Here is a 1,494-nt window from a genome sequence, read left to right as displayed (position 1 = left end):
CGCCGGCACCGCCTCGCGGCGCTAGGCATACAGGCCCACGGCTCCCGTAACGGGGAAAGCTGTCGGCCGAAGACCTGACAAAGGGGTGTCGCGCCATGGCGGGCGTGGCACCCCTATTGTCGCGCGCGGAGTCGCACGACGACGAACGGCTTTCGGGGTCGCGCGGAGGTGCCGCGCCTGCCGTGACGGCGGCGGGGAAATTCAGGCCGGTGATGGGGCGCTTGGCGCGTTGTGCACGGCCATGATCTTCGCGGCTTCGCGGTAACGAGCCCCCGGCGGCCACCCCGGACCGGATCGACCTTCGCCCTGACGAGCCGTCGAGCGACGTCGGCGCCTGTCCTCAGCGCGAAGGGGTGATGACCCGGCCTAGCCGTGATCGGCGATGAAGCGGTCGAACGTCTGTTGCGTCAGCGGGATATGGAACTGGCAGCCCGCGACCAAATCGTCGGACCAGACGATATCCGCGCCCATCGCGCCCAGTCCGGGGACGTTGAGCAGGATCGTCGAGTTCGGGGCCATGCTGCTATAGGCATGGAGCCGGCAGCCGTGGAGCGAGATGTCCACGACGCGGCACAAGGTGCGCTGCATGCACCCTTCCCCCAGTTGCACGTCGAGGGAGACCGGCGCGCGCGGGCTGCGGCGGCGGTTGGTGGTGCGCTCGGCAAGGGCGAATTCTGCAACGAACATGGCGGCGACCCTACGCCGCCATGCCTAATTCACGGTTAACGTTACCGCGGCGCTTATTTGCGCAGCGTGAGACCGCCACCGAACCGCTTGTTGAAGCGCGCGACCTGGCCGCCCGAATCCAGCACCTGGCCGCGGCCGCCGGTCCATGCCGGGTGCGCCAAGGGGTCGATTTCCAGCGTCATCGTGTCGCCTTCCTTGCCCCAGGTGGAGCGGGTTTCGTACACGGTGCCGTCGGTCATCTGCACCTTGATCATGTGATAGTCGGGGTGGGTGTCTTTCTTCACGTCGCGTCGCTCCTGATGCGGCTGGTTTCCGACCAGCCAAAAGAGAAGGCGCGCGCCTAGACCAGCGCGCGCCCGATGTCAAAATCTGTCGTCGGCCGATCGGGGCCGGCGGTTTCAGCCCGCCTTGGGCGGATCGGCGATCATCGCGGTGAAGCTCGCCTCGGCCGCGACCTGTCCGTCGATCCTGGCGACACCGGCGAACTTGCACACACTGCTGCGCTTCTGGACGAACTCGACCTCCAGGCTCAGCAGCACGCCCGGTTCCACCGGCTTGCGGAACTTGGCGTTCTCGATCGCCATGAAATAAACCAGCTTGCCCGATCCGGCGAGGCCGAGGCTTTCCACCGCCAGCACGCCGGCGGTCTGCGCCAGCGCCTCGACGATCAGCACGCCCGGCATGATCGGACGGCCGGGAAAATGCCCCTGGAAGAAGCCTTCGTTGATCGTCACCGCCTTGATGGCACGGATCGACCGGTCGGGGATGATCTCCTCGACCCGGTCGACCAGCAGCATCGGGTAGCGA

3 protein-coding genes are annotated in these 1,494 nt (G+C 66.9%); all 3 read right to left on the bottom strand.

The window, feature by feature from the left end:
* Nucleotides 1–366: 366 nt before the first annotated feature.
* Nucleotides 367–687 (bottom strand): PilZ domain-containing protein, encoded by a 321-nt coding sequence (locus AX685_RS02685; RefSeq protein WP_066485172.1) that lies wholly within the window; start codon nucleotides 685–687, stop codon nucleotides 367–369.
* 53 nt (nucleotides 688–740) lie between these two features.
* Nucleotides 741–971, bottom strand: a complete 231-nt coding sequence (rpmE, locus tag AX685_RS02680) for a 50S ribosomal protein L31 (RefSeq protein WP_066485170.1) — start codon at nucleotides 969–971, stop codon at nucleotides 741–743.
* A gap of 114 nt (nucleotides 972–1,085) precedes the next feature.
* A partial coding sequence (gene fabZ / locus AX685_RS02675) for a 3-hydroxyacyl-ACP dehydratase FabZ (RefSeq protein WP_066485168.1) occupies nucleotides 1,086–1,494 on the bottom strand: 409 nt, incomplete at its 5' end.

It is taken from the genome of Sphingomonas sp. CCH9-F2, assembly GCF_001556735.1.
Classification (GTDB): domain Bacteria; phylum Pseudomonadota; class Alphaproteobacteria; order Sphingomonadales; family Sphingomonadaceae; genus Sphingomonas; species Sphingomonas ginsenosidimutans.
Note: the sequence above shows the minus strand (reverse complement) of the source record. Positions and strands in the feature narration are given on the sequence as shown.